Origin of the sequence: Agromyces ramosus (genome assembly GCF_030817175.1) — a bacterium.
Lineage (GTDB): Bacteria > Actinomycetota > Actinomycetes > Actinomycetales > Microbacteriaceae > Agromyces > Agromyces ramosus_A.
This window is the reverse complement of record NZ_JAUSYY010000001.1, coordinates 3596768-3621288: the sequence shown is the minus strand read 5'-3', so window position 1 is coordinate 3621288 and position 24521 is coordinate 3596768. Positions and strand designations below refer to the sequence as shown.

Below are 24521 nucleotides of genomic sequence, written 5' to 3'. Positions count from 1 at the left end.
GAACAGCTGACGAGAGGGGCGGATACCGCGGCATCCGCCCCTCTTTCACGCCGAGCCCGCCGCGCGCACGCGATCGTGCAGCAGCTTCGCCGCGAGCCCCAAGGCCTGCTCGGCCGCGGGCTGCCGCTGCGCCGGCACGGACGACTCGCTCAGCACCGCGATGGCGAACACGCCGCCATCGGAATGCTCGAGCACGCCGACCTCGTGCCGGAGATGCAGGAAGGTGCCCGTCTTGGAGTGCCACGCCGCATCGTCGGACTCGAGGTCGGGTGCGAGCCGCTGGCGCATGAGGTTCATGCCGAGCAGGCGACGGAGCGGTGTCTTGACTCCGCTGAGGTGCGGGCTTCGCCAGATGGCCTCGAGAAGCTGCACGAGCGCTCGCACCGTGCCCGAGTTGGCGCTCGTCACGTCGAGCTGCGGGATCAAGTGGCCCTTTCCCGCCGTCGATGCCTGTATTGCGAGCGTCAGCGCCTGCGGCATCTCCTCCGGCGACAGCCTGCTGGCGAGCGTGCGATGGAGCTCCCGAATCGAGTGCCGCACGGTGATGTCGGTGATGTCGAGGTCGCGCAGCGCGTCGGTGACCTCGCGAGGCGGGCACAGGGCGAAGAGTGCGTCGGCCGCGGTGTCGTCGCTCGCGCACACCGCGAGGTAGAGCAGATCCTCGACCGCGACGGTGGCGGGATGCCCGAACCGGCAGAGTCCGGTGAGACCCGGGGTGCGCTCCTCGTCGGTGAGGTGCACCGGCTGCGCGGGATCGAGATCGCCCCTCGCGAACCGTTGCAGGATCGCGAGGGCGAGCGGGAGCTTGACCACCGACGCCAGCGGGTACGGCTCATCTGCGCCCATCGCGATGCCACGGCCCGACCGCAGGTCGCGAACGGCGATCGACGCGCGCAGCCCGGCATCGTCGAGCACGGCTGCAGCATCCCGAAGGGCGGTGCGGTCACTCTGCATGGCCGGCATTCTTCGGTCCGGGCTCCGCTGCGACGGCGTGTTCCGCCTGATGAGCGCCATCCGATCGCAGCATGGCGGCGAGCAACGGTCCGGCCGCCGTCATGAAGCGGACGGCCAGGTCGCCATCGCGAGAGGAGAGTGCATAGCCGCGCATCAGGTGGACATCGCCGAGCGGACGCCATCCCAGGCCGAACTCCCTCGCCTCACGCAGGGAGCAGAGCACGAGGTCGTCGCTGCCGATCGCCTCCGACATGGCGCTGACGACCGAGCGGGCGATGCGCAGCTGGGAGGGCGCAAGAGCGGCACCGTTGCGCACGCGTTCCACACGGTCTCGCACGGCCGGCACGTCATCCTCCGGTTGCAGCCAGAGACGGCGCACGGTGCTGCGCCCGCGTCTCGGCCTGAGCTCGGCGAAGAAGAAATCGTTGGCGGATTCGTGCACCCGGGCCGTCGCCACCCCGAGCCGGGTCGACCACCGGGCCCGGTCGGGCTCCACGTGTTCGAGGGCGAGCTGCAGGCGGCCCGTTCCGAGCGCCTCGGCTCGCTCGGCGGGCAGCCCGGGCACGAGGTCGATGAGCATCCGTTGCGCACCGGCAGCGGCGCGCAACCTGGCTGCGGCAGCGGGGTCGGTGTGGAGCGGGACGCCGACGGTCACCGTGAGGTGCGACGCACGACCCGCGTCGTCGGAGAGCTCCTGCGCCGCGGTCACGAGCTTGACCGCGCTCGGCAGTACCCCGCGGCCGAACGCCGTCAACGCCACTCGACGAGAGGATCGATCGAACAGGCGTGCACCGAGGTGGTCTTCGAGGGCGGCCACGCGGCGGCTCGCGACCGATTGGGTGACTCCGGCAGCGCTCGCGCCGGCGGTGAAACTCTCACGCTCGGCCACGGCGACGAACGCCTCGCAGGCGGCTCGGAGGTCAAGCTGTCGGGGCATGCATGCGATTCTTGCATTGATGCGTCGGTGAAGTGCTTTGCCTGCATCGATCGGGCCGCGCGAGACTCCCGCCATGACCCAACGAATTCCGAACACATCCATCTCCCGGCGCTCGATCCTCGCCCTCGGCGGCATCGCAACCGCCGGCGTCGCCGCCACCACGCTCACCGGCTCACCGGCCGTCGCGTCACCGTCGTTCGACGGGCGCGGACGGATGAACGAGGCCATCCGCGCGCTCGAGCAGGCGAACTCGGTCACCATCGGCGTCACGGCGTTGGTGCACGGCTCGCGCAGGGCATTCCGCTACCGCGGCGAGGAGCTCTTCCCGATGTGCTCGCTGTTCAAGAGCCTCGCCGCCGGTGCGCTCGTACGGGCGCGCGGCTACGACGAGGACTACTGGACCAGGCCGATCCCCTTCACGATCGACGACGTCGTCGGCACGGCGACGAAACTTAACACCCAGACCTGGCACGCGACGCCCGAGGAACTCGCCGACGCGGCCATCCGCTACAGCGACAACACCGCCGGAAACCTGCTTCTGCGCGAACTCGGGGGCACCCAGGCGGTCACCACCTTCGCGAAGTCGCTCGGCGCGACCCGAACCCGCCTCGACCGCGACGAGCCCGAGGTCAACGAGGCGATTCCCGGCGACGAACGCGACACGTCCACACCCGACGACATCGCCTACCTGTTCCAGCTGCTCATGCTCGATCACGGTGCCGGCGCGCTCACCGGCGCACGCCTGCAGGAGTGGATGCTGCGCAACACGACGTCGGGCCGGCGGATCCTCGCGGGCCTGACCCCGCCGTTCGAACTCGCCGACAAGACCGGGCTGGGCGGCTACGGCGTCGTCAACGATGCCGGCATCATCTGGCGACCGGGAGAGGCCCCGGTCACCCTCGCGATCATGACCCGCACCGATCGCGTCGACGCGCCGAGCAACCACGACGTGCTCGCCGAGGTCACCCGCATCGTCACCGCCGGCTGAGGCGGGTATCGGCGGACGTCGCTCCGGCGTCCGCCGACGCTTCACCGCTCGACCGTCCGGTCGAGTCCCGAGGGTCAGGGTTCGTCGTCGAGGTCGATCTCCTCGTCAGCGAGGTCGTTCTCGGCGTAGATGGGCTCCTGCTCGCGTGGCGAGCCGCCCGTCGGGCCGTCGTTGCCGTCGCCCACTCCGGGCAGCACCGTCTCACCGGCCACGGCGTCGTTCGTGACCGTCTCCTGCCATTGCTCCTCGTCGTACGGCATTCCCGTCGCGTCGGTCATGGTCAGCCCTCTCGTCTCGTCTCCGTCGAGCACCGGCGCCCGCACTGCAAGTCAACGATCTTCGGCTCGGCCCTGAAAGGGGATGGACGATCGCCCGGTGTGCGGCTATCGTGCGGGCGGCCGGTCACGCGGAGGCGTCGAGCCGTCGCGGACCGGCGCCGTCGTCGCCGAGGGCGTCGTCGGGGTTCAGCAGGCCGCAGGCCTTCATCGAGAGGCATCCGCAGCCGATGCATCCGGTGAGCTCTTGTTCGAGCCGTTCGATGCCGAGCCGGCGCTCCTCGAGCTGCCGTTTCCAGCGGCGCGAGGCGCGCTGCCAGTCGTCGTGGCTCGGGGTGCTGTCGAGCGGCACGTTCTCGAATGCCGATTGCACGTCGGACAGCGGGATGCCGAGGCGCTTCGCGACGGCGATGAGCGACACCCGACGCAGCATGTGCCGCGGGTAGCGCCGCTGGTTGCCGCCCGTGCGGTGCGACGCGATGAGTCCGAGCTCTTCGTAGAAGCGGAGTGCCGACGGCGCGACGCCCGTGCGGCGGCTCATCTCACCGACGGTCAGCAGTTCGTCGGGCGCGTGTCGCGTCGCCGACGTCTCACTCGATCCGATTTCGTCGTGCTGCGGCATCCGTGCCCTCTCGTTTTGACTTCAAGGGTACTTGAGGTTTTAGCTTGGATGCATGCGAGTGATGAAGGCCACCCGATGACCTACGTGATCGCCCTGCCGTGCGTCGACCTCAAAGACAAGGCGTGCATCGACGAGTGCCCGGTCGACTGCATCTACGAGGGTGAGCGGTCGCTGTACATCCACCCCGACGAATGCGTCGACTGCGGCGCCTGCGAACCGGTGTGTCCCGTCGAGGCGATCTACTACGAAGACGACCTGCCCGACATGTGGGCCGACTACTACAAGGCGAACGTCGAGTTCTTCGACGACATCGGCTCACCCGGCGGCGCCGCGAAGACCGGCATGCTCGACTTCGACCACCCGCTCGTCGCCGCACTGCCGCCCCAGGTGCATCCCGCATGACGGATGCCCCGACGCGGCCGGTGGCGACGACCCGTGCCGCGGACTTCAAGGCGGCGTTTCGCGTGCACCCCGCCGGCATCGCGCTCATCACGGCGACCACCGATTCTGGTCCCGTCGGGTTGACCGCGTCGAGCGTCGCCTCGGTCGCGCTCGATCCTCCGGCGCTCTCCTTCTCGGTAACGCGCGCAACGGGCTCCGCGGGCGCTCTCCTCTCGGCCGACACGTTCGTCGTGCATCTCCTCGCTGACCGGCACCTCGACCTCGCCCAGGCCTTCGCCCACTCGGGTGCGCCGCGCTTCACCGCCGAGCAGGGATGGTCGCGTCTCGACACCGGAGAGCCGCTGCTCGACGATGTGCCCGCGGCACTGCGGTGCCGGGCACTGCACATCGTGCCGGTCGGCAGCTCGTCCCTCGTCGCCGCCGAAGTGCTCGAGGTGCGCCTCGGGCCGCCTGCGCCGCCGCTCGTCTACCACGACCGCCGATACCACCGCCTCGGCCAAGGCTAGCCGGGTGGTCAGCCGCGGCGCGGCGGATCGACGGCCACCAGTTCGAGATCTCGGAGGCGCCCGTCGGCGGCGATCGCGGTCATGAACGTGCCGGCGGGCTGGCGCCGGCGATCGGTCGGCGAACCCGGGTTCAGCAAGCGCATGCCGGCCGGCGACACCGTGTCCCACGGGATGTGACTGTGCCCGAAGACGAGCAGGTCGATGTCGGGGAACGCGACGTCCATGCGTTGCTCGCGACCGGTCGCCTGACCCGTCTCGTGCACGACGGCGAGGCGGATGCCATCGACCACCGCCGTCGCGACCTCCGGCAGTCGCGCCCGCAGCTCGGCCCCGTCGTTGTTGCCCACCACGCCGACGAGTCGCGCGGACCGCGCCTCGAGCTCGTCGAGCAACGCGACCTCCACCCAGTCGCCCGCATGGATCACCAGGTCGGCTGCCTCGATTGCGTCCCACAGCACCGGGGGAAGCGCTCGTGCTCGCTTCGGGACGTGCGTGTCGGAGACGATGACGAGGGAGGTCGGCATCCCTCCATCATGCTCGCCCTCGCGACATCCGTCACCGAGCTGCTCAGGGCCGCCGCTCGGCGCTGCGCTTCACCGCGGCCAGCATTCGGCGGGTGACGAGCACATGGCCGCCGGTGCCGAGGAGGAGCATCCGATAGACGGCTCCCCTCGCGCCGGGGAACGCCGCACGGCTCTCGGCGCGGATTCGTGTGCGGTCGGGCGCGAGCTCGTCGAGGCGGAAGACGAGCAGGTAGTCGGAGAAGTGATGGCGGCCGGCCAGGGCGAGCTCGCTCGGCACGTCGGCGGTGACGACGCGGAATCCCGGTACGACCGAGCCCTCGGTCAGCGGTCGGGGTCCGGATGCCTCGGCGTCGACGCACCCGAGGAGGCGCGCGAAGGTTGCCGAGATCATCGAGTCCGGCATCGCGAGCAACGAGCGCCACACCGCCTCGCGGCTCGCCTCGATCGTCAGTGCGTGCTCGTCGAGGTACGGCGGCGACGTGTCGGCGTGGCTCATACGTCCACGCTAGTTGGACTCGCCGGGCCGCTCCGGCCCTCGCCTAGTACCCGGCGACGTCGAACTGGTAGATGCTTCCGCCCTGGGCGTAGGTCGTGGTGAACGTGATCCGCACGTACCGTGCGGTGACGGATCCCCCGGGCGCGGCATCCGTTCCCGGAATGGAGTCGACGGTGGTCTTGTCCACGAACGTGTTCCACGTCGTGTTATCGGTGGAGTACTGGATCTTGTACCTCACCGCGTGCCCCGACAGGAGGTACGCGAGCGTGCTGACACTCGTCACCGTGTGATCGGCGCCGAGGTCGACCTTGAGCCATGAGGGATCCGGCGCACCACCCAGTTGCGCCCACCGTGTCGTCGTGTCGCCGTCGACCGCTTTCGAGGCGTCATACGGCTCGGAGTAGATCGACGACGCCGTCGCCGGCTTCCCCTGCGAGAGGGGCGGTGGGACGGTCCCGTACACATCGAACTGGAAGATGCTTCCACCTTGGAACTGCGTGTCGGTGAAATTCAGCCTCACGTACCGCGCGATCACGAGACCGGCCTTCACCTCCTCACCAGGCACGTTCGCCTCCGACGTCTTGTCCACGTACGAACTCCACGTCGTTCCGTCGACCGAGTAGTCGATCGTGTACTTCATGCCCAACCCGCTGAGGAGGTACGCGGACGTGTTGATCCGCGTGATCGCGTGGTTCGCGCCCAGGTCGACCCGGAGCCACGACGGGTCGGGCGCTCCGCCGAGCTGCGCCCACCGCGTCGTCGGATCGCCGTCGACGGCTTTCGACGCATCGTACGGCGCCGAGTAGATCGAGGACGCCGTGGCCACCTTGCCCTGTGAGATCGGAACCTCACCGACGGCCGTGATGTTCGCTCCGCCGACGCCGGACTGGCTGATGACGTTCTGCGCCCCGACCGGCCACTGGTACGCGCCTCCCGACAGTGCGACGGACGTGTTGGAACCCACCGTGTTCTGGCCGCTGGCACCGTTGTTCGTCATGCCCGCCGAGTAGTAGTTCCCCTGGCTGACGTTGTCGTGCGCGTTCCAATAGCCGCCACTTCCGACATTCGTGAAGTACCACGTGTTCATCGTGGTGTCCTGCTTGCTGACGACGTTGTTGGTGTCGAGAATGAACCCCGACCCGTTGTCGCGGTAGAGGTTGCCGTATGGCTTCTTGTCGCCGTAGATGTAGTTGTCGACGACCTTGGTGCCCGGTTGGTTGCCCAGCGTGTAGATCCCGCCCCCGTCGTCCAGCGCCTTGATGAAGTCGTGGATCTTGTTTCCACGGACGATGTTGTTCTTGGCCACCGTGCTGCCAAGGGTGTCGACGTAGCCCCACCCCCAGCCGAGCGAGATCCCGGTGTACGGAAGGTCATGAAGCGTGTTGTGGGCGATATCGGTCGCTTGGGTGTAGCCCACGTTGATCGCGGAGTTGTCGTAGTACTGTGCGCCGACGGTCGTGATGTCGTTGTTCGACACCGTGACGTTGCGCGTGATCACTGCCGGATCGGTCGCGTTGTGGTCGGCGATGGTGATGCCGCCGACATTGATTCCGTTGCCTCCGATGTCCCTGAAGGTGTTCCCGGTCGATGACACTGTTCTGCACTCCGGCGCCGAATGAGAGTGCGGCATTGGCCATGTGCGTGAAGGTGCAGTTCTTGACGGTGATGTACTTCGCATAGCCGAAGCTGACGCCGGCCGGAGTCAGGTAGTTCGCCTGCGACCAATCGCCTGGCGCGTGGTAGATCGCACCCGACTGGAAGTCGGCGTAGCCACTTCCGTCGCTCGGCTCGAGCCAGCTGTCGTACTCGAATCGCACGCCGTCGAAGGTGACGTTCCGAAGCGGCGTCGACGACGTGCCCGCTGCGTCGAGGAGCTTCACGGTGCCGCCGAAGACCACCGACGCCGTTGCGAGGTCTTCGCCTGCCTTCGGCATGTAGGAGAGGACCCGCTGCGTGCGGTCGAGGAACCACTCGCCGGGTGTGTCCAGCAGCGCCTTGGCGTTCTCGAGCCACGACACGCCCGACGTGTTCGGGTAGTACCCGGGCTGCGTGAAGGCATTCGTCCAGCCCGCGGCATCCATGGTCGCCGTCGAACCGCTGACGGACGCGATCCCCCATCGGCGCATCTTCCAGGACTTCTGGCTGACGATTTCCATGTCGTCCTGGTTCGTCCACGACGCGATGCCGGCGAACTGACCGGTCGTCGGCACCGTGTAGGCGGGAACGTTGACATCGTTTCCGGCCACGAAACCACTCGGCGAGGTCGTCGAGCGGGCGCGCGTCGCGCGCACGCCGTTGACGTACAGCTCCCTCGAGTTGAAGCCGACGGCGAAGTCGGCAGACGGCAGCGGCGCTGAGTAGATCGAGGTGGAGCCGCTGCCGCTCGTTGCCGAGAACCCGGTGATGGATCGCCCCCCACTGAATACCGGGGTCGCCCCGGCTGCCGCTTCGTAGCGGATCGTGAATCCGTTGGTTCCCGAGTCATGGATGCTGCTGCTCTCCGTCAGCCGGAACGTCGACCCGATCGCATAGTCGCCGCCGGCGAGCTTCACCACGATGTCACCCGTCATGTGGGCGTTGATGAGCCGCACCCGGTCGCGGGCGCCCTCGAGCGAACATGGGCTCGTGCTGGTGCACGCCGTGCCGGAGCCGGTCGGGGAGGCATGGAGCGTGGCCTGCACGGCGTTCGGGGCAGCGACGGCCGGTGATGCATTGGCGCTCATCAGGGTGGCGACGACGACACCCGTGATGCCGATCGCAGCGATTCTCGTGAGGGTGCGCGAAGAGGTCATGAACTACTTCCTTGTAGTCAGAGTTGCGGAGCAATTCTCGCCTTCGACGGTACGGTCACCGAGCGGAAATCGCTGCTTTCGGCCCGAACTGTGCACGATTGAACGCGTCTGGCCGAGGATCGTGTGGCGGGTCTGCGGGCCGCGTCCGACAAGCGTCCGCTCGGGCCCGCCATCGGCATCGAACCGAAACCGGCTAGGCCTGCGGGTACGTCTCCTCGGCCAGCGCGATCGAGCGCCGAATCAGGGTCGTGAGCACGCCCAGGTCGACGTCGTCCAGCCGCTTCACGTACAGGCAGACCTTGCCGCGCCGGTGCTTGCCGAGCGTGGCCATCAGCTCGGGCGCCAGCACCTCGGACATGAGGTAGATCACCAGCTCGGGCTTGCGCGGACTGAATCCCGCAAGGGGCGCATCTCCTTCACGACCACTCGCATAGCGGTAGTGGTACGAGCCGAAGCCGATGATGGTCGGCCCCCACATCCGGGGCGCTTCGCCGGTGAGCTCCTGCATGAGCCGGATCAGGGCGCGGCTGTCATCGCGCATCGTCTCGCTCGGCAGCTCGGCGATGAAGGCATCGACGCTGGCGTCGGTCGCGTGCGTCTTGTTGGGCTTGCCGGCCATGGGTCCACAGTAACCCTGGCTCCAGAAGTCGGCACTGCGACCGAACGCTACCCGCTGCGCACGTCAGACCAGGGCACGTCGAAATGCTCGACGGTGGTCTGCCGGTCGATCAGGTAGCGGTCGTCTTCCGGGTAGAACACCGCGGCCTCGATGTCCTGACCCGCGAAGGCGACGATGTCCTCGCGCGAACGCCACAGCGAGAGGGTTCGTACCTCCGTGCGGTCATCCTCGACATCGCGGTACAGCAGCACGGCACCGAGATTGCCCGGAGTGTCTCGGTACTCCCGCAGGCCCGTGCGTTCCAGGTACTCGCGGTACGGCTCGCGATCCGCTCGACGAATCCAACCCGTCCAGCTCCTGAGCACGGTCGCTTCGATCGACATCGTGGTTCCCTCCTTGCGCTAGCGGTGCTCGCGGCGCACGAGAAGCCTCCTCGGCGACACCTTCGACGATATGAGTCTTTTCATCCGATGTCTACTTCCCTGATCGCGTTGAATCGTGTTAACTGGCGACCATGAACTCATCTCACGCAATGACGCGGCGTACCTTCGGAAAGATCCTCGGCATCAGTGCGACAGCCCTGGCCCCGCTCGTTCAGCCCGTTTCCGGTGCTGCATCGGCCGCATCTGCGACGGAGCCGCCCGTGGTCACCGAGACCGATGCCGAGGTCATCGTCGACAACGGGGTCATTCAACTGACCGTGAACAAGTCCAATGGTCGGATGACTTCGCTCGTCTACGGCGGTGTGAACATGGTGGGCCGCGGCAACTACGACATGAACACCGTCCGCGAGGGCGCGGGCCTTCCGCTGCCGCCCGCGGACAACGGGCTGACGATCCGGCGCGAGCAGGACTTCGTCGACATCGCCTTCCGGCACAGCCCCTCTGGGGACATGCCCTGCTGGCTGATCCGCCACCATATCGTGCGTACTGGCGAGGCCGGCGTGCACCTCGCGTACAGCTACGATCACCCGGCCGCATTCCACGGGTTCCGGATCGACCAGCATCGCTATGTGTTCTACACGGCCGGCGACACCTTCACTCACGCGTCGGTACCCGACGACGTCATCGGAACACCGTGGCGAGAGGCGGCGGCGCAGATGCCGACGGCAGACGAACTCTCGCGGGCGCCCATGGTGATGGACGCGACCTACGACCTCGAGGGGACGGGGTCGTCGTATCCCCGCCGTCATTACACGAAGTACGACTGGGCCGTCTACATGAAGGACCACAGCCTGCACGGACTGTACGGGAACGGCTACGGCATGTGGGCGGCGCTCCCGAATCTCGAGGCCTTCACGGGTGGCCCCGTGCGGCAGGACCTGATCCTGCACCAGACCAGCGACGGACCCGTCCTGCTCGTCGAGCCGCACGCGACCCACTACGGCGCGCCGCCGGTGCGCGTCGAGGCCGGTCAGGCATGGCAGAAGACGTACGGGCCCTACTTCGTCTACGTGAACCAGGGCGACGACCCTCGTGCGATGCGGCGAGATGCCGCACGGCAGGCTCGGTTCGATGCGCACGCGGCGTTCTACGATCGCCTCGGCGTGGAAGGCTGGGCTCCCACGGCTCAACGCTCGCGCGTGCGCGGGAAGGCGCAGATCCCCGGCGTGCCGAACCTCGCGGGCGCTGTCGCCGTGCTGTCCGACAACCGCGTCGAGATGCAGCGCACCGTGCTCGGCTACAGCTACTGGTCCGACATCGACGAGGGCGGCCAGTTCGCAATCGACAATGTGCGACCGGGCACGTACCGCTTGACCATCTACGGCGACGGGGTCTGGGGTGAGTACGTGATCGACGACGTCCAGGTCGGCGCCGGCCAGGACATCCAACTCGGGCGCATGCTGTGGACCCCCGAGAGTCACGGCCGATCCGTCTTCCAGGTCGGTTCGCCCAACCGAACTTCCGTCGAATACCGCAACGGCAGGGACTTCCGGCAGTACGGCCTGTACAAGACCTTCCACGAGGACTTCCCCGAGGGCGCGACCTACATCGTCGGGGAGAGCACGGAGGCCGCCTGGAACTATATCCAGTACCAGCGCGCCTACCTCGTCGAGGCCCCCGAGGGCACCGTGGTGCCGGAGAATACCGAGGGCATCCGGCTCTTCGACTTCGGCAGCGCCGGCAGCCCCGTCGCGCAGGGGTACGAGCGAGTGGCTCAGAACACGCTCTACGGCATCGGGGGCTTCGGACTCGACCGTGTCGTCGCCTCCCGGGATCGCGGTCAAGACGGCGACCTGCAGCGCGATTTCACCGTCGGGTCGCAGTACACCTTCTCGGTGGAGCTTCCGAACGGCGACTACCAGGTCACCGTGATCTCCGGCGACGCCATCGCCGCAAACAAGACTCGGATCTCGTTCAACGGCGGCGAGCTTGTCGACCTGACCGCGGGCACGGGCGAGTATGCCGTCCACACTGCCGACGTGACCGTCGACGCGGGCCGGCTCGACGTGGCTGCGAGCGGAGACGGCCGGATCAACGCCGTGGAGATCGTGTCCGCCGATGCGGCGGTGCCGGTGCTGCAGAGCCTGAGCATCGACGGCGCAGAGCTGGTACCCGGCTTCAGCGCATTCCGCTCGGACTTCGCGGCCGATTTCCATTTCGACCAGGAGTCGGTGACGGTGCACGCGGTCGGCCGCGGCGGTGCCCACGTCGCGATCGACGGCGTGCCGGTACCGGCGACGGGTCTCGCGGTGCCGCTCGACGGGCGGCACAGCGTGATCGAGATCCAGGTGACGGGTGACGACGGCTCGGCGCCGACGACCTACCGGATTCACGCGACCCGGCAGGAGCTTCCGTGGCGCATCCTGTTCGATCTCGACGGTGCCCCGACGCCGGGTGCTCAGGCCACCCTCTCAGTCGGGCTCGCGGCCTGGTCGATGGGATCCGCGCTCCCGGTGCCTCCGGAAGAGAGCAATCTCACCGTCACGATCAACGGCGAGGCATTCGTGTGGACCTTCCAGCCTGACGATGCCCGCGGAGCCACTTACCGAAGCGGATGCGGCGGACGGACGTATCGCAACGAGTTCACCTTCGACGCCTCCCTGCTGAAGCCGCAGGGCAACGAGATCTCCCTGCAGATCAACGCGGGCGCCGAGCACCTCTGGAACGAGGCGGCCTACGACTCGGTCCGACTGGAGATCCGCTGACCCGCGCTGGACGCGCAGAGGCTCCGGCAAAGACAGTGAAGCCCCGGTGGATCTTGCGATCTACCGGGGCTTCACTGGTCGGACGCTGACCGTTACCCGACAGTGAACGTCGAGCTGCTGCCGGTTGTCAGGGTTCCTGATCGAGCCGTGAGTGTGTACGTGCCCTTCTTGTTGATCGAGCACGACGAGAACGTCGCCGTGCCAGAGGATGCGCTGGTGGGGTTGACCGCGCACGTCAGAGTTGTTCCGCCGGGTGTCCCGGTGACACTGAGAGTGATGGCGGCTGTACTGGTGGTCACGGTGTTCCCGCTCGAGTCCTGCACGGCAACGATGGGCTGGGTGGAGAATATGCCACCAGTACTCGAGCTCGACGGGCTCACGAGGAACACGACTCGCGCTGCGGCCCCAGGGGTGACGACAATGCTCGCACTCGTGCTGGCCGCGAGTGTCCCGGACGTTGCGATCAGCGTGTAAGTGCCCGTGCGGTTTATGTTGCAACCGGAGAAGGTGGCCACACCCAATGATGTAGTCCTCGGGTTGCTCGCGCAGGTGAGGGTTGCGCCCGACGGATTCGTGAGCGCCAGAGTGACTGGGGCAGTGTTCGTTGTCACGGCATTGCCTCCGGCATCCGTCACGGTCACTCTCGGCTGCACGGCGAAGGCGGTCGCCGCAACCGCCGTGCTCGATGGTGCGGTCGTGAACTGGAGTCTGGTTGCGGGCCCAGTCGAAATAGACACCGACGTACTGACCGCCGCACTGAGCGAGCCCGACCGGGCCGTGAGGGTGTAGAGGCCGATCTTGTCGATCGAGCACCCCGTGAACGCGGCCCGACCTTGCTCGGCGGTGAGCGGATTCGTGGCGCAACTGAGCACGGCGCCATTGGGTGTTGCGAGCTCGAGCGTCACTGCGCCGCCCGTCGTGGTCCGCCGACCACTCGCATCGCGGAACTCGATGACCGGTTGCGTCGCGAACGCGACGCCGCCGGTCGACAATGCGGAAGGATTGCTCGTGAAGACGAGCCGCACGGCCGGAGCGGCAGCTGGGTATCTCCAGCTACTCCCCACAGATGAGGTCTGAGTAGAGAATGCGGCCGCGTTCTGCCCGAGCGAGGCGGGACCGATGACAGCGCCCGCGGTAATCACGGCAACGAGCAGGCTAGTGGCAGCAGCCCCGGTTCGGACCCCTCGTGACCGAAAAGCCCTGTGTCGGCGTCGGGCGGAGAGCAGTGATCGCGACTCGACCGCGAGCGCGGCGAGAGTCAGCAGTATCCAGATCCCAAGGGGCACAATCTGACCCGTTGTCAACCACAGGCTCGGCAGGCCTATCAGGGGGACGAGCACAACGGCGCGGCCGACGATGTCAGATCGCGACAAGCCCGTGCTGTCGGGGTGAGCGTTGGCGTCCCCCGCTGTCACGACTTGCCCGTCGTCGTCGATGGCCACGATGCGATGAAGCACCAACCCCGGCCGAGCGGAGCCCGCGGGAGCCTCGAAGGTGATCACGCGGCCCATTGGTGTGGCTTCTTCGGCCGAGAAGCTTGTGCTGAGCGTCACGTCACCCGGCTCTATCAGTGGAGCCATCGAACCGCTCTGCACGACGGAGCCCGTGAGGCCGAACAGCATCGGTACAAATGCACAGGTACCGAGGCCGAGCATGAGCATGAGCATGAGATAGAGGTGAGCCGCCGCGGCCGCACCGAGCCATCCCCACCCTCGGATTGCCGCCGAGGGTGGGGATGTCGCTGCTGATTTCATGGTCACGGCCACGGTCAGACTCGGCTAGTTGTTCTGGAGCTCCCACACGACGTCCACGCTGACCGACTTACCCTGAAGAGCATCGATTTCAATCTGGCTGAGTCCTGTGGTGTTGAAACTCCAGATGACCCGGTAGGTCCTGGACTCGCCCGGAACGCCGGTCGTCGCCCACGGGGTGCCCCCCGTGGCGTAGTCGTGATTCGCCGTCGACAAGTATGACAACGGCGCGGCCGGTAGAGGCGTGCCAACGCGTACGAACCCGTCGCAGCTCGCGAAGCCTCCACCCGTTCCCTGCTCCATCTGGATGTAGATGTAGTTTTCGAGGCCCTGTGCCCCCAATCTGGCCACGTACGGCTTGACAACTCCGGCAACCGTCGACGTGGACGTCACTGTGAGACAGCGGCTCCCGGTCACCCCGGGTGTCGCGTTCTGCACCGAGAAAGCCGCCGCGCCGGCGTCATCGTCAGTGAGAGTGACCGAGCCGGTCTCCCAGTTGTTGCCGACGTTCTGGGTTCGGGCGGTGAAGGCCGCGGTCGATCCCTGCCACACGAGCAATCCCGCCACCAAGATGGCCAGCGGAGCTACCGCCAGTCCGACAATTCGGCGAGTTCTAATGGTTGGTGCATCCACGTTGGATCCCCGGTGTTCCTTCTCGACCGATCATTGGTCGATATCTGTTCCCCCCACCCGACCAGACAGTCGAGCGACACGGCTTGAACGCGACCGCTGCACCGGACATGCAATGTCCCCGCTCGCAAACCATACGTCCTTTATCACCGCGCAAACCGGATCCGGTACACCCAGTTCAGGGGGCTTCTCGAGCCGCGCGATGGGACACGCGAGTTACGACATCACCGGTCGCGTCTACGCCCATCTGGGCGAGAAGGACTACAACTCGCATCGAGCTCGGTTCTCCGCCCGCATCGCAGGTGCTGGCGCCACTTCCCCGGAGCGTCTTCAGCTGCTTGCGGTGGAGGGCTAGACCTCGGGAAGGACCTCATCGACCACTGCGAACCCCCAGCCCGTTCGTTTGCGTACCTGTTTCTGAGCGGCCCCAGCGTGGAGAGCGCTACTTCCCGAGGCATACGTCTCACGGGTGATCTTTGCTATCGATTGGTCGATGAGCGCGTCCAGGCTTCAGCGGTATCGGTTGAGACCACGCCGAGGGTTTGGAGGGGTTGGCGGTTGTGGGCATGAGCACAGTGGTAGAAATGCGGTATGCACAAGCTGCTCACGTTCCCTGAGCAGCTGCGGCTGATCGACGAACGGTCGGCCGCCTTCCGCGCTGCGGTCGCCGCGGCACCCAGCCTCGATGTTCAGATGCCGACCCATCCCGCGCGGACGCTGTTCGATCACGTGCAACGCGTGGGCATGGGGCGCCGCAAGGCAACCGCCATCGTCGCGGCCGGGCCCGCGGACGGTCCGCCTGAGGAGTCCGCTTGGGGAGGCGGCACGGGTGCGCCTCGGGAGCGCGAGGCTCTCCTGGACTGGTGGGTCGAGTCCGTCGAGCACCTGGCGAGTGTGCTGCGCGAGGCGGGCCCGGATCGTGGCTGCTGGACATGGTGGGCGGACTCGCCGTCACCACAGACCTCCGGGGCCTGGGCGCGGCGCCAGCTCCACGAGATCGCGGTGCACACCTATGACGTCCAACTCACCGGGGGTGCCCCGCAGCCGATACCGGAGAAGATCGCCCTCGACGGCTTCGACGACTGCCAGTTCACCCTCTGCGCGACGACGGTCGCCTGGCCACACGACCCCGCGATCGTCGACTACCACGCCACCGAGGGCCACGCCTGGCGCCTCCGGCTGTCCCACGACGGCGCACAGGTCGCCCGCCTCGCGCCCGCTGCCGGCGAGGACCCCGACACGGCCCACGCCTCCGCCCGGGGCACTGCCAGTGACCTGGTCCTGTTCTTCTACGGCCGCAGAGCACTGGATTCGCTCGAGTTCGATGGCGACCGTCGCATCTTCGATCAGCTCGAAGCCTGGGACCCGTCCGTGTGACAACCGACGACATGCACCCGAAGGCCGAGGCCGCAGCGACCTCGCAGGTATCCGGCTCGGGTTGCTACGGGGCGCCGCGCGGGGGCGCGTGGTAGCTCTCCCTCATCGCGGGTACTTAGCCACGTCGGACGCCTGACGCCTCCGGACATCAACTCGATGCGATCGTCTTCAGCGCCCGTGACGCCAGAGGTCGCCCTCGGACGATTCTCGGATTGCGTAGTTCAATTGGGCGACCGCGCGCATAGCGGGCGTCCACCTGCCGTCCAGCCATAGGGTGCCCGATTGGACCAGGCCACTCAGAGCGGAGAGGACATTCGTAACCGCACGAGGCGATCCGCAAACCCGTCGGACGCACTCGATGATGTCGTGGCCCTCGTCAATGGTCGAGATGGTCTCAACCGTCTCCACGATAGTGCGCTCAACAACTCAGACCTGAAACGCCTCCGGCTTCCGGGCCCGTCTGTCGTCGTAGGCCGCCTTGCGGCATCCGGGCCCGCAATAGATGCGTGGACGCCCGGTGGTAGCCGGCCGCGGCAGCGCCGCAGCGCACCGTGCGCATCGGCTTGGCGGGATCCGCCGGATGGTGGTTCTCTGCCGGTTGCTCATACTCCGAAGGTGCGCCAAGCTATCCCGTTTCGTCACCGACGAAACAGCGAAGTCCTCGATCTGCAAGAGGCGTGGGATCGCTTGGGGTCTAGGACGAGGACGTCGGCGCTCGACGCCGCGAGCTCGGAGAACATCCCCCTGGGGTCGGATCTTGGTCGTTCATCGATATGCCCGGGTGGCAAATCAGCTTGCGTCGGCGGTCGTGTTCGGGGCACCTTTACCGGGCACTATCGCGGGCGCGTCGTACGGGAATTGGACATTCAACGGATGCCGCGCGCCCTCACAGCTCGGCTTGAGAACGTGCCGAGTGTTTCGGTCGGCGACCTCTCAACGCAACGGGTAGAGCTGGAGTTGCTGTTCCCATTCGTTAGTTGCAACAGCGAGTAGGGCGTGCTCGACGCGAAGTTCCATCCGAATCCCTCGACCCCATCGGTCGTCCCAAGAAGCACTCGGTGGTGCTGCCTCTCCCGCCAGCCTGATGACGAGAATCGACTCGCCTGGATCGGCAGCCACTGCGGCAAGCGACAGGTTCGGTTCCGTGAATTCGATCGAGGTGTCTACGGCTGGGGGAACAGCTCGGAGCCAGGCGAGGAGCTCGCGTGCCTCCCACGTCGTCAGGCAAGGGTCTCGAAACTCCCAGGACTCCTCGGCCAACTTCACACGCCCATCGACGAGCAGCCAGTTCTCGTCCCAACCACCCGTCGGTGCAGCGTCCGAGGCCCCGAACTGATAGCCATCGAGACGAATCTCGACGAAGTCGCCGTCGGGGGAAGAAATTCGCACGCTCGTACTCTTGACGCCCTGTAGATGCGCGATGAGCGCCGGGTCCGCCGCGATCACTTGCACCCGGGAAGATTGCTCGCCCGCGGGTGCTCCCCCGACGACGATGGCCTTGAACTGCTCACCGCCGTCGATTAGCTTGGCCAGTCGAGCCGCCATCTGCTTGTTCACGTACCCGAGCTTGCCAGCGGTGCCCACGACCGCAATGGCGTTTCGGTCGTGTTCGTTGTTCGGCTCGCGCTCGAGCCGTACGACCTTACCGAGGTTCAGATCCGCCGCCTTCGCGGCCTCCGGACGGTATTGGACGCCTCGCACCCGGAATGCCCAGAGTCCGAGTCGCGCGAGGTGTCGGTTTCCGACCGGGATGAGTTTGCCCGTCGTCGTTTCCGACAGCCAAAGTTCGCCCCGATACGGCACTAGCCGTAGGTTCGGCGGGCTGATGCTCGGCGAGCAAGGCGTCCCACCGGTCACTCGGCAGATAGACCGACTCTCGCCTCGCACCCATGGCGCCAGCGTAACCGTGGCGAACGGTCTACGTCTCTGATTGTTCGCTTTGCTCTTCGGCGCCGAACCGGAACCAGTGGTCGCCGCTCGATGTGAAAGGACGATACCCCGCGGCCTCGAGCAGAGAAATGCAGCGGTCCTCCTGGACGCCGAGGAGCAGTGCAAGGCTTCGCGGCAACCATTCCGAGCCATGCCCGCGAACCCATGCAATCAACTCTTCGTCGCTGTGGCCCGTCCGCGTCCAACGCTTCACCGCAGCGAATGGCACCTTCTGTCTCAGGCGAGCCGCGAACCGAGCAAGCTCGCGACCACCGACATAGATTCCGTAGATTTCAGCTGCCGCTCTGATCACTTCCACCGTGACCACAGCGGGGTAGAAGCCGTCGCCGCCCCGAGCGCCGACCTTGTCGATTCTGAGAAGAGGAGGCTCGGACTCGAGATCCGGTCCGAAGAACTGCGCTACCAAGTCGAACGTCGAGTCATCGGGAAGTGCGATCTGCGATGGAAGATCCCACGCTGCGTCATCCTTGCGAATGTAGTCGAGGGTGAAATGACTCTCGTAGAACGTCGCTCGGGGCACCTGTGACTCGTCGAGTGCCGGGTCCTGCTTGAGGTGAGCCCTGACAACTGCACCCAAGAATGATTCCGAGGAGTCACCGACTACCTTGACCACCGTGCGCCCGTTCGGAACAACAAGGGCCGATTCAATGATTGCGCGGCGCTCCGACACCCTTGCCTCCTGACGCTGATGCGTTTAAGTTCCACTCCAGTATCGTGCGGAACTGCCGACATGGCTCTCGACCCGTCTAGCCCTCGTTCAGTTCGAGGACCCGCGGGTCGTCCAGTTCGTACGTCAGGATGCCTTGAGCAGCGGCATCGAGGCAGACCGGCGACTCAATCGAATAGATGCATACGAGGTCGAGGAACGCCTCGGCGTCCTCGACCGTGTAGGACACGAGTGACCCGGCGCCGGGGTTGTGCTGCAGCGCGACGATCCATTCGTCGGCGTTCTCGCATGTCTCGGTCGTTGCCATGAGTGCGTCGTCGTTGTCCAAGTCGACGACAGCAGCGGCCGACTCCATCGCCGCCTTGCAGGCTGCCGAGACATTCCGTGACTCTGCGAGCGAGCACGCCGCTAGCGCGAACGTGGCGAGAAGTACCGACGCGGCCAGCCCTGCGGCCCTGTAGCGAGTCATGCGCCTGACACTACCGAGCGGGGAGACCGCGGCAACGCCTGCCATCGCCCCCACTTCGTGGCACAACATCCCGGCACGCCGCTAGCGTGTCGCGGCGCACCGACCGGCCCGGGCTGAGAACGTAGGCCCATGGACTCAACCCGCGCCATCATCATCTGTCTCATTCTCGCGGGCGCCGTCCTGCCCGTCCTCGGCGCGGTGCTCGCTGTGCTCGGCGCTCGCCGAACGCTCGCGCAGCACGAGGCCGACGTGGTGGAGGCCGCTGCACTCAAGAAAGAGTGGGAGGCCGCCACACAAGCCATCATGGACTCAAAGCCCGCCGATCTGGGAGCCGCCTCCAACCGGGTGAACGCGGACTTTCATGCTCGCTTCGAGGAGCACGGTCTAGTTGTGCCGTCAATCGCCACATTTGACAGGAACGCCACGGGCGACCTCGCCGTGTCCCGCACCCTTCGCCTCCTCGCCAAGGGTCAATGGGGCAACGTCGCACTCGTCGTCCTCGGCATCGCCGCATCGACCGTCGCCGACGTCTGGAGCCTCAACTTGGCATCCGCGTAGTGTCAACACCAAGGCCCCCGGCCCCGAGTTCATCACTCGGAGTCGGGGGCCTTTTCGTCGTTTCTCAGGGCAGTTCAGCGGCCTAGGCTGAGTACTGGGACCGGGCGACTACGATTCGTCCGGTCCCGCCTCACGCCGCCGCGGATGTGGCCCGCGGGTCCCAGCCGTACACGTATGACCCGTCTGGGAATACTGTGCGTTGACCTCCATCTGGCGACGTCTCCACTGTCCACGTCATCCCGGCGAGGTCGCTGTCCTCGTACATTCTCAACTCCATCCTTCGCGGCGTCCGTTGCCGCGTCGAGCACGAGGTTAACCCAAAGCGGGGCGCCGTGGTTGTCACGCTAGGTGACGTGCGAGAGTCGACGCATGCACACGTGGGCGAGCGCCGTTACGCGTCGGTAGCCTCAAGCCATGACTGACCTCATCGGCACGCAGTCCACCAATGGCACCGACCCCGAGACTCAGCCCAAGCCCCGCCAGTCGTTCGCGGACGACATCGTCGGACGCTTCCGTAGCGGCTACGTGATCGACGACCGCCCCGCCACCCTCAGGGACTGGCGCGTGACCACGGGTGACCCCGAGGTCGCCGAGAAAATCCACGACCTCCTCGGCGGCGACGCTCCCCAGTCGTGGGCGAGCAAGGGCGAGGACAACCTCGAGGTGTTCACCGCCTCCTCGTCCGTCGAGGTGATCCTCGCGGGTCCGTCCGCCATCCGCCAGCGCATGGTCCTCTGGGGCCGCTCGGGCAATCCCATCTACACGTCGGACGGGTTCACCAAGAACGACGGCACGCCGGACCCGGATGCCGAACTCTCGTTCCAAGAGCGCAAGCAGCGCGGCAAGGACGGCATCGGCCCCGTGCCGGACATCGACATCACGTTCCGCCTCGCGGAGGAGGTCGACCTCGGCATCTTCCGTTTCAAGACGGGCGCGTGGTCCATGGCTCAGGACTTGGTCCGCGACGGCACGCTCGAGCGCCTCGCTGAAATCGACGGTCCGACCAAGGCCGTCCTCGAACTCGAGGAGGTGTCGTTCGTCGCCAAGAACGGCCCCATGAAGGGCAAGACGGTCAAGTACACCAAGCCCGTCCTCAAGATCAAGGGCGCGGACCCGTTGGTGTACGCGTTGGTGTACAGCCCGTTTACACGCCGAATGCAAAAGGCCCGGAACCCGCGACTTCCGCGTGATTCCGGGCCTCTTCCCGGTCGGGCTGACAGGATTTGAACCTGCGACCCCTTGGAGGATCCGGGCGTGTGCCGGTGACCTCCGGAAATCTCCGGAAACCCTTGGATTCCCTTGTGTTCACAGGGAACCGAGCGGTTCGCTGACTCCGATTCTACCCGGTCGATTGGGGGTCGCTCACGGGTCAATCTGATGGGTAAATGATGGGAACAGCGGTGACCCGGGTCAAGCGCTCGCCCTCGCCGACCGACCTGTGCTCAAGTGACGCGTCGTCAGATCGTGTCCTCAATCGGGGGCGGCGGAGCCACCAGGGAAAGGCTCGTGAGCCGGGCCACTTCGGCGAACACCACTGCGTTACGCGTCACCCTCAGGGTCCCGATAGCAGGCACTCGTCACCCGCAGACTCAGAAGGGAACGGGAGGGCTCGTACCTCAACTCGATTTCAGGGTGTCCCTCCGCTTCCGTGGGGAGAAGACTTCGATTGTCCAACTCTGCAGAGGTCGGATAGTAATCGCCCTCGCCAATCACATCCCACCCTGATCGCTCGTAGTCGTCGCCAATCCGCTTCAGCAGCGCCCGCGCTTCCTCAACTTGAAGCGGGACCTCGACATCGAAGACGGTCGTGCCGACACCCTCGTCGAGCTCTTCGTACGCGCACCAGCTGAGCCGCTTCATCACCGCCGGCGATGTAGCAAGCTGCGGATACGACGCGTGTATCTGCTCGGCCTGATCTCTCGCCCATCGCTCCGCTTCGGGCTGCTCGGCGAGCGGCAGTCTGACGCACCCCGTCAGGGCCGCAGTCACACACGCAGCGATGACGAAGCCCATGGTTATCTCGCGAGCGAGTTGTTTGCTCTGACGCATCGAATAGCAATCTAACTGCCGGAGCGACAGAAAGCCCGCCTGCCGACCTGGACTATCGCGTCGACAAGACTGGATCGGCACGCCCGCAAGCCGGTCCGTCAGCGGACCTCCGGGAAGCGAATCCGCTTCCGGACGTCCAGAAGCGGATCGTCCAGCGGGCGATCCCCAGACCTAAGTACGCCGTGTCATTCTTGAGACTGTCGGGGCGAGCGGAGGAAGAAGAAGAAGTACGCGCCCCAGCACAGCACCACGGGGATTGCCACGATCACCGCAACGATGGGTCTCGCGAACACCAGAGCGAAGGCGAGTGCGGCAACCGCGACGATCGCCGCCATGACCGAGATCAAGAGCCACGCTGTTCTTGCACCGGGTGTGATCATGGCGAAAGGGTACCCGACCTCATGCCCGTCAATACCGGAGCAGTTTTCCGCACCCGGAGAATCGGCCGGCCGGCTCCTTGTTCGACTTCGCCCTGGCTTGCGTATTGCGGTAGGGGATCCACCTACGGGCGATGGCCCGGCTGCGGTGCAGGAATCGGGCAATCCGCGATAGCGATGCAGGAGGCGCTCCCGATCGGCGCGCCCGAACTGGCCACTATCGCTCGCGCGAGATCTTGACTTGAAAGTTCCTATTGATTGCCATCGAAAGCAGGCCCGTGTAGTTGCTCCCGAAGGGTACGGTCCGAAGATGCTCAAGCAGAGCTCGCCGATGAATTGGAATCGATCCCTCCTCGCCAAGAAGGCGGCTCTTGGCAACGGTGTGGATCGCATCGATCTCGTCTGCGAAGGAGGAGGCGACTGCGAGGTTGATCGACGGGAAAACAAATTGGGTGGTCTCCCGCCACTGCTGGACCCCGGGGTCCGATCCGGGCAGCTTGTTGAGAAACCTGATCGAGGATCCGTGGTGATCGATGATCACGCCGCTCGAATCTTCCTCGCTGCCTAGCCGCATGGCGGACTTTCGAGGCTGTACGGCAAGGCCGTGCTTCGTCGCGTTGTAAACGTTCGACTCGCGGGCCATCAGCTCCGCCGCGCGGTGGACAAGAAACTGGAGCACCTCTGCATCCTCGTCCCATGTCTCTTCAGGCACGTCGGGCGGAGCGTCAAGCATGCCTCGGAAGACGCGGCGCAGAGATTCGATGCTGGGAGGGTCGGTGAGCAAAGCCGCTGCCTGCTGTTTGAACTTTGCGTAGCTTGTCAACGATGACAATTGCAATGGAGGGCACGTCCCGCCGTCCGCGTGCGCGAAGTACAGGCGAAGGAGCGCTTCGGCCGCCAAGTACATGATCGACAGGGACTCGACGACTGCGAACCCGTCCGTCTCATCGTCGTCTGGCGCGGCATCAGAGTTGGCGCTCATATCCCAGGCGCTAACACCTTCCGAGACCGCTTGGTGTATCGGCGTACGTGCATCTCCGAATGCGATCAGCAAAGTGATGCGAGTGCGCAAGTACTCGGAGGGAGAATGTGCATAGAAGTCGCGATTGAGCTCATCTCCAAGCCCAATCCCGCTCGTCTCGCGATCATTCGGCGCTGCAGTCGATTCCTGATCACTCATCGACGGAGCGTATCGGTAGCCGCCGTCGCTGATCCGGCAACCAACGACCAAGTTGCGCCGGCCCGGATACTGATCGTTCACTGACACGATCGCAGCGCACCCGTCCCGGCGATCGTCGCGTGCAGGGCGATCGACCCTCATGCCAGATCGGCACAAAAGGACCGATCGCCGACGAGGAGGTGCGCGATCGCTGGCGGTGCCTTGGTCAGAGTGAGTAATCGCCTGAGCCGCGATATGTTCGTGCAATGAGCGACTGTGCCGGAACCTGGTGGAACTCGTTCCTGTGCATACTCACCAGCCCCGCCACCGCTGTAGACCTCGTTGTCGTGGCGATCAGCGCCGGCGTGGCAGCCGCGATCGCCGTGGTGGTGCTCAGACGTCAACTCAGACACGACCGCGAGATCCTGGATGAGCAGATGAAACACGAGCAAGCCATCACCCGCGCGAGCTTGCGCAGGCCTTACATCGAACAGCTCGCCAACGCGCTCATCGATTTCGGTACTGCGACTGGCTCGTTGCGCACCAGCGAAATCGGAAGCGAGCTCTGGAACGGGAAAGACGCCCCGGGCAGCAAAGAGCTCTTCACCACATGGCTCCGACTCGAGAGTTTCGTGCAATTCGAAGACAGCGCGGTGGTAGACGACATTTGGCGCGATGTGATGCATAGGTGGAATTGGAGTGCAAAGTGGACTCGCGAGCTCATTGCCGATGACACCACCGAGCGAACGCTCGCCGCCGCGGGCACCGCAGCCGACTCCGTTTACACTCCTGCGCACGCGCGCGCAGTTGGAGTTGGAGCTGCCCTTCTTAAATGGGATGGCGTGGCTCCTCTGGACCTCAGCGGTCCGTTGAGCGGGTGGACGCCGGCAGACTGGGAGCGCGACGAGATCAAGGCCGCCGCTGAAAAGGAGTTTCTTCGAGTGCTCACGAAATACCTCCATAGGGGATCACCGCAGGAGGCGAGGATTTTGGAGCGCGTCAAAGGTGCGCGGGAAGAGGCATCCATCTAGTGCGAGTCGGGCTAGCTAGCGGAACAAGATCGGCGGACGTCCCACTTCATCCTCATGCGGGTAACTCTGCCACCGACGCTGAGGGTCTCTACTCGTTCCGGGGTCTGTGCGTTTCCTGGAGCATCACACAGTTTGAGGAGAGGAACGAGGATGCCGCGGAATGGTCGGCGAGGAAGCCACGGGGAGGCGGCGAGGCGGGCGGCGCGACGCACCCAAACCGTCACGCCTACTACATCGGAG

At 65.9% G+C, this 24521-nt stretch carries 26 protein-coding genes; 8 read left to right on the top strand and 18 right to left on the bottom strand.

Annotation, left to right across the window (positions count from 1 at the left end):
• Positions 1–45: 45 nt before the first annotated feature.
• Both QFZ26_RS16940 and QFZ26_RS16935 read right to left on the bottom strand, forming a co-directional pair.
• Complete coding sequence (locus QFZ26_RS16940; RefSeq protein WP_307044189.1) at positions 46–954, bottom strand: serine hydrolase; 909 nt, start codon at positions 952–954, stop codon at positions 46–48.
• Positions 944–1891, bottom strand: coding sequence for a LysR family transcriptional regulator (locus tag QFZ26_RS16935; RefSeq protein ID WP_307044187.1), 948 nt, complete (start codon positions 1889–1891; stop codon positions 944–946). Before QFZ26_RS16935 ends, QFZ26_RS16940 begins: the two co-directional genes overlap by 11 nt.
• Before the next feature lie 73 nt (positions 1892–1964).
• Here QFZ26_RS16935 and bla point away from each other — a divergent pair, with 73 nt between their 5' ends.
• A complete protein-coding gene (gene bla, locus QFZ26_RS16930) occupies positions 1965–2879 on the top strand; it encodes a class A beta-lactamase (RefSeq protein ID WP_307044185.1) in 915 nt (304 codons plus the stop codon).
• 74 nt (positions 2880–2953) lie between these two features.
• Here the strand turns inward: bla and QFZ26_RS16925 are convergent, their stop codons facing one another.
• Positions 2954–3157: a hypothetical protein gene (locus QFZ26_RS16925; RefSeq protein WP_307044183.1), complete on the bottom strand. Its 204-nt coding sequence runs from the start codon at positions 3155–3157 to the stop codon at positions 2954–2956.
• A 124-nt stretch (positions 3158–3281) separates the two neighbouring features.
• Positions 3282–3776, bottom strand: coding sequence for a redox-sensitive transcriptional activator SoxR (gene soxR / locus QFZ26_RS16920; RefSeq protein WP_307044182.1), 495 nt, complete (start codon positions 3774–3776; stop codon positions 3282–3284).
• 75 nt (positions 3777–3851) lie between these two features.
• Here soxR and fdxA point away from each other — a divergent pair, with 75 nt between their 5' ends.
• Both fdxA and QFZ26_RS16910 read left to right on the top strand, forming a co-directional pair.
• Positions 3852–4178: a ferredoxin gene (fdxA, locus tag QFZ26_RS16915; RefSeq protein ID WP_307044180.1), complete on the top strand. Its 327-nt coding sequence runs from the start codon at positions 3852–3854 to the stop codon at positions 4176–4178.
• Complete coding sequence (locus tag QFZ26_RS16910) at positions 4175–4684, top strand: flavin reductase family protein (RefSeq protein ID WP_307044179.1); 510 nt, start codon at positions 4175–4177, stop codon at positions 4682–4684. The genes fdxA and QFZ26_RS16910 overlap by 4 nt, the downstream gene beginning before the upstream one ends.
• Before the next feature lie 8 nt (positions 4685–4692).
• Here QFZ26_RS16910 and QFZ26_RS16905 read toward each other — a convergent pair whose 3' ends face one another.
• From QFZ26_RS16905 to QFZ26_RS16880, 6 genes are all read right to left on the bottom strand, one after another.
• Positions 4693–5208 carry a metallophosphoesterase family protein gene (locus QFZ26_RS16905; RefSeq protein ID WP_307044177.1) on the bottom strand — a complete coding sequence of 172 codons (516 nt, stop codon included), beginning with the start codon at positions 5206–5208 and terminating at the stop codon, positions 4693–4695.
• Positions 5209–5251: 43 nt separating this feature from the next.
• On the bottom strand, positions 5252–5704 hold the full coding sequence (locus QFZ26_RS16900) for a hypothetical protein (RefSeq protein WP_307044175.1): 453 nt from the start codon (positions 5702–5704) through the stop codon (positions 5252–5254).
• 43 nt (positions 5705–5747) lie between these two features.
• Positions 5748–6701 (bottom strand): discoidin domain-containing protein, encoded by a 954-nt coding sequence (locus QFZ26_RS16895; RefSeq protein ID WP_307045126.1) that lies wholly within the window; start codon positions 6699–6701, stop codon positions 5748–5750.
• 373 nt (positions 6702–7074) lie between these two features.
• Positions 7075–8496: a hypothetical protein gene (locus tag QFZ26_RS16890; RefSeq protein ID WP_307044173.1), complete on the bottom strand. Its 1422-nt coding sequence runs from the start codon at positions 8494–8496 to the stop codon at positions 7075–7077.
• Positions 8497–8689: 193 nt separating this feature from the next.
• Positions 8690–9115, bottom strand: a complete 426-nt coding sequence (locus tag QFZ26_RS16885) for a DUF1801 domain-containing protein (RefSeq protein WP_307044171.1) — start codon at positions 9113–9115, stop codon at positions 8690–8692.
• A gap of 47 nt (positions 9116–9162) precedes the next feature.
• Complete coding sequence (locus QFZ26_RS16880) at positions 9163–9498, bottom strand: hypothetical protein (RefSeq protein ID WP_307044168.1); 336 nt, start codon at positions 9496–9498, stop codon at positions 9163–9165.
• Between the two features lie 131 nt (positions 9499–9629).
• Here QFZ26_RS16880 and QFZ26_RS16875 point away from each other — a divergent pair, with 131 nt between their 5' ends.
• The gene (locus QFZ26_RS16875) at positions 9630–12263 is read left to right on the top strand and encodes a polysaccharide lyase family protein (RefSeq protein ID WP_307044167.1); all 2634 of its coding nucleotides are present in this window, start codon (positions 9630–9632) and stop codon (positions 12261–12263) included.
• A 92-nt stretch (positions 12264–12355) separates the two neighbouring features.
• On the opposite strand, the gene QFZ26_RS16870 is transcribed toward QFZ26_RS16875, so the two are convergent.
• Together QFZ26_RS16870 and QFZ26_RS16865 are read right to left on the bottom strand one after the other, a co-directional pair.
• Positions 12356–13930 (bottom strand): signal peptidase I, encoded by a 1575-nt coding sequence (locus QFZ26_RS16870; RefSeq protein WP_307044165.1) that lies wholly within the window; start codon positions 13928–13930, stop codon positions 12356–12358.
• Between the two features lie 111 nt (positions 13931–14041).
• Positions 14042–14647, bottom strand: coding sequence for a hypothetical protein (locus QFZ26_RS16865; protein ID WP_307044163.1), 606 nt, complete (start codon positions 14645–14647; stop codon positions 14042–14044).
• Positions 14648–15235: 588 nt separating this feature from the next.
• Here QFZ26_RS16865 and QFZ26_RS16860 point away from each other — a divergent pair.
• Positions 15236–16021 (top strand): maleylpyruvate isomerase N-terminal domain-containing protein, encoded by a 786-nt coding sequence (locus QFZ26_RS16860; protein WP_307044162.1) that lies wholly within the window; start codon positions 15236–15238, stop codon positions 16019–16021.
• A 933-nt stretch (positions 16022–16954) separates the two neighbouring features.
• On the opposite strand, the gene QFZ26_RS16855 is transcribed toward QFZ26_RS16860, so the two are convergent.
• The 3 genes from QFZ26_RS16855 to QFZ26_RS16845 all read right to left on the bottom strand — a co-directional run bounded on the left by QFZ26_RS16855 (position 16955) and on the right by QFZ26_RS16845 (position 19152).
• Positions 16955–17824: an HIRAN domain-containing protein gene (locus QFZ26_RS16855; RefSeq protein ID WP_307044160.1), complete on the bottom strand. Its 870-nt coding sequence runs from the start codon at positions 17822–17824 to the stop codon at positions 16955–16957.
• A 115-nt stretch (positions 17825–17939) separates the two neighbouring features.
• Positions 17940–18641, bottom strand: a complete 702-nt coding sequence (locus tag QFZ26_RS16850; RefSeq protein WP_307044158.1) for a hypothetical protein — start codon at positions 18639–18641, stop codon at positions 17940–17942.
• A gap of 76 nt (positions 18642–18717) precedes the next feature.
• On the bottom strand, positions 18718–19152 hold the full coding sequence (locus tag QFZ26_RS16845; protein ID WP_307044155.1) for a hypothetical protein: 435 nt from the start codon (positions 19150–19152) through the stop codon (positions 18718–18720).
• Between the two features lie 84 nt (positions 19153–19236).
• Between QFZ26_RS16845 and QFZ26_RS16840 the strand changes: the two genes are divergently transcribed.
• Both QFZ26_RS16840 and QFZ26_RS16835 read left to right on the top strand, forming a co-directional pair.
• The gene (locus QFZ26_RS16840; RefSeq protein WP_307044154.1) at positions 19237–19665 is read left to right on the top strand and encodes a hypothetical protein; all 429 of its coding nucleotides are present in this window, start codon (positions 19237–19239) and stop codon (positions 19663–19665) included.
• Between the two features lie 414 nt (positions 19666–20079).
• On the top strand, positions 20080–20892 hold the full coding sequence (locus tag QFZ26_RS16835; protein WP_307044152.1) for a recombination directionality factor: 813 nt from the start codon (positions 20080–20082) through the stop codon (positions 20890–20892).
• A gap of 312 nt (positions 20893–21204) precedes the next feature.
• Here QFZ26_RS16835 and QFZ26_RS16830 read toward each other — a convergent pair whose 3' ends face one another.
• From QFZ26_RS16830 to QFZ26_RS16820, 3 genes are all read right to left on the bottom strand, one after another.
• Positions 21205–21714, bottom strand: coding sequence for a hypothetical protein (locus tag QFZ26_RS16830; RefSeq protein ID WP_307044150.1), 510 nt, complete (start codon positions 21712–21714; stop codon positions 21205–21207).
• A 185-nt stretch (positions 21715–21899) separates the two neighbouring features.
• On the bottom strand, positions 21900–22094 hold the full coding sequence (locus tag QFZ26_RS16825) for a hypothetical protein (protein ID WP_307044148.1): 195 nt from the start codon (positions 22092–22094) through the stop codon (positions 21900–21902).
• Between the two features lie 214 nt (positions 22095–22308).
• The gene (locus QFZ26_RS16820) at positions 22309–23358 is read right to left on the bottom strand and encodes a hypothetical protein (RefSeq protein ID WP_307044146.1); all 1050 of its coding nucleotides are present in this window, start codon (positions 23356–23358) and stop codon (positions 22309–22311) included.
• A 158-nt stretch (positions 23359–23516) separates the two neighbouring features.
• On the opposite strand from QFZ26_RS16820, the gene QFZ26_RS16815 reads away from it, so the two are divergent.
• Positions 23517–24281, top strand: a complete 765-nt coding sequence (locus QFZ26_RS16815) for a hypothetical protein (protein ID WP_307044144.1) — start codon at positions 23517–23519, stop codon at positions 24279–24281.
• Positions 24282–24521: the final 240 nt, after the last annotated feature.

Bases quoted from the DNA above. Each gene is read 5' to 3' on its own strand.
- QFZ26_RS16940 (WP_307044189.1), bottom strand. From the start codon at position 954: ATGCAGAGTGACCGCACCGCCCTTCGGGATGCTGCAGCCGTGCTCGAC.
- QFZ26_RS16935 (WP_307044187.1), bottom strand. From the start codon at position 1,891: ATGCCCCGACAGCTTGACCTCCGAGCCGCCTGCGAGGCGTTCGTCGCC.
- bla (WP_307044185.1), top strand. From the start codon at position 1,965: ATGACCCAACGAATTCCGAACACATCCATCTCCCGGCGCTCGATCCTC.
- QFZ26_RS16925 (WP_307044183.1), bottom strand. From the start codon at position 3,157: ATGACCGACGCGACGGGAATGCCGTACGACGAGGAGCAATGGCAGGAG.
- soxR (WP_307044182.1), bottom strand. From the start codon at position 3,776: ATGCCGCAGCACGACGAAATCGGATCGAGTGAGACGTCGGCGACGCGA.
- fdxA (WP_307044180.1), top strand. From the start codon at position 3,852: ATGACCTACGTGATCGCCCTGCCGTGCGTCGACCTCAAAGACAAGGCG.
- QFZ26_RS16910 (WP_307044179.1), top strand. From the start codon at position 4,175: ATGACGGATGCCCCGACGCGGCCGGTGGCGACGACCCGTGCCGCGGAC.
- QFZ26_RS16905 (WP_307044177.1), bottom strand. From the start codon at position 5,208: ATGCCGACCTCCCTCGTCATCGTCTCCGACACGCACGTCCCGAAGCGA.
- QFZ26_RS16900 (WP_307044175.1), bottom strand. From the start codon at position 5,704: ATGAGCCACGCCGACACGTCGCCGCCGTACCTCGACGAGCACGCACTG.
- QFZ26_RS16895 (WP_307045126.1), bottom strand. From the start codon at position 6,701: ATGACGAACAACGGTGCCAGCGGCCAGAACACGGTGGGTTCCAACACG.
- QFZ26_RS16890 (WP_307044173.1), bottom strand. From the start codon at position 8,496: ATGACCTCTTCGCGCACCCTCACGAGAATCGCTGCGATCGGCATCACG.
- QFZ26_RS16885 (WP_307044171.1), bottom strand. From the start codon at position 9,115: ATGGCCGGCAAGCCCAACAAGACGCACGCGACCGACGCCAGCGTCGAT.
- QFZ26_RS16880 (WP_307044168.1), bottom strand. From the start codon at position 9,498: ATGTCGATCGAAGCGACCGTGCTCAGGAGCTGGACGGGTTGGATTCGT.
- QFZ26_RS16875 (WP_307044167.1), top strand. From the start codon at position 9,630: ATGAACTCATCTCACGCAATGACGCGGCGTACCTTCGGAAAGATCCTC.
- QFZ26_RS16870 (WP_307044165.1), bottom strand. From the start codon at position 13,930: ATGCTCATGCTCATGCTCGGCCTCGGTACCTGTGCATTTGTACCGATG.
- QFZ26_RS16860 (WP_307044162.1), top strand. From the start codon at position 15,236: ATGCACAAGCTGCTCACGTTCCCTGAGCAGCTGCGGCTGATCGACGAA.
- QFZ26_RS16845 (WP_307044155.1), bottom strand. From the start codon at position 19,152: ATGGCAGGCGTTGCCGCGGTCTCCCCGCTCGGTAGTGTCAGGCGCATG.
- QFZ26_RS16840 (WP_307044154.1), top strand. From the start codon at position 19,237: ATGGACTCAACCCGCGCCATCATCATCTGTCTCATTCTCGCGGGCGCC.
- QFZ26_RS16835 (WP_307044152.1), top strand. From the start codon at position 20,080: ATGACTGACCTCATCGGCACGCAGTCCACCAATGGCACCGACCCCGAG.
- QFZ26_RS16830 (WP_307044150.1), bottom strand. From the start codon at position 21,714: ATGCGTCAGAGCAAACAACTCGCTCGCGAGATAACCATGGGCTTCGTC.
- QFZ26_RS16825 (WP_307044148.1), bottom strand. From the start codon at position 22,094: ATGATCACACCCGGTGCAAGAACAGCGTGGCTCTTGATCTCGGTCATG.
- QFZ26_RS16815 (WP_307044144.1), top strand. From the start codon at position 23,517: ATGAGCGACTGTGCCGGAACCTGGTGGAACTCGTTCCTGTGCATACTC.